The following is a 1,192-nucleotide window of genomic DNA, read 5'->3' on the forward strand; positions in this document are numbered from 1 at the left end:
GCAGCGAGTGCGGGTCGATACCGGCCCGCTCGATGGCCTCCCACGAGGTCTCCAGCAGCAGTCGTTGCTGCGAGTCGGTGGCCATGGCCTCGCGCGGACTCATCCCGAAGAACGCCGGGTCGAACTCGCCCGCGTCATGCAGGAATCCTCCGGAGCGGGTGTAGGACGTGCCGGTGTGGTCCGGGTCCGGATGGAAGAGCGCGTCCACGTCCCAGCCGCGGTTCACCGGGAAGTCCGAGACGACATCGGCGCCCTCGGAGACCACACGCCACAGGTCCTCGGGCGATCCGATGCCTCCGGGGAAACGGCAGCTCATGCCCACGACCACAATGGGGTCGTCATCGAGCAGGGCCCGGGAGAGCTCGGGCGCGGCATCGGCCAGGGCGGTGTCCGGGCCGAGCAGTTCTTCGAGCAGATGACCGGCGAGTACCTCGACCGTCGGATAGTCGAAGACCATGGTGGCGGGCAGCCGCAGCCCGGTCGCCGCGTTCAGCCGGTTGCGCAGTTCGACAGCGGTGAGGGAATCGAAGCCCAGATCGCGGAAGGCGCGCGCGGGATCGACTCCGTCGCCGCTCGTGTGGCCCAGCACCATGGCCGCGTGGTCACGCACCAGGTGAAGCAGTGTCCCGTACCGTTCCGCGCGTTCCAGCCGGCTCAGACGCTCGGCCAGCCCGGCGTCCTTACCCGTACCCGTTCCGGCTCCGGCGGCCACGGTCCGCCGCGAACCCGTACGGACCAGGCCGCGCAGCAGCGCGGGGACGGAGCCCTTGGCCCGCAGGACGGGCAGGTCGAGCCGTACGGGCAGAACCGCGGCCTCGCCGGTCGCGAGCGCCGCGTCGAACAGCGCCAGGCCCTGCTCCACCGACAGCAGCGGCATGCCCGACTCGGCGGCGCGGCGGACATCGCGGTCATCGAGCCCGCTGGTCATGCCCACGCCCTGACCCCAGGGACCCCAGGCGAGCGACAGGCCCGGCAGTCCCTCGGCCCGCCGATGGGCGGCGAGCGCGTCCAGGAAGGCGTTGCCCGCCGCGTAGTTAGCCTGTCCCGGGCCACCGAACGTACCGGCCACGGAGGAGAAGACGACGAACGCGGCGAGATTGAGATCGCGGGTCAGTTCATGCAGATGCCAGGTCGCGTCGGCCTTGGGACGCAGTACGGCATCCAGCCGCTCGGGCGTGAGCGAGCCGATGAC

The 1,192-nt window shown here is 71.1% G+C and carries 1 protein-coding gene; it reads right to left on the reverse strand.

Annotation, left to right across the window (positions count from 1 at the left end):
* Positions 1–1,192, reverse strand: a 1,192-nt coding sequence (locus tag GA0115259_RS38675; RefSeq protein ID WP_141716920.1) for a beta-ketoacyl reductase, incomplete at both ends; no start/stop codon positions are given.

The sequence above is a fragment of the Streptomyces sp. MnatMP-M17 genome (assembly GCF_900091995.1).
In the GTDB taxonomy this organism is placed as follows: domain Bacteria; phylum Actinomycetota; class Actinomycetes; order Streptomycetales; family Streptomycetaceae; genus Streptomyces.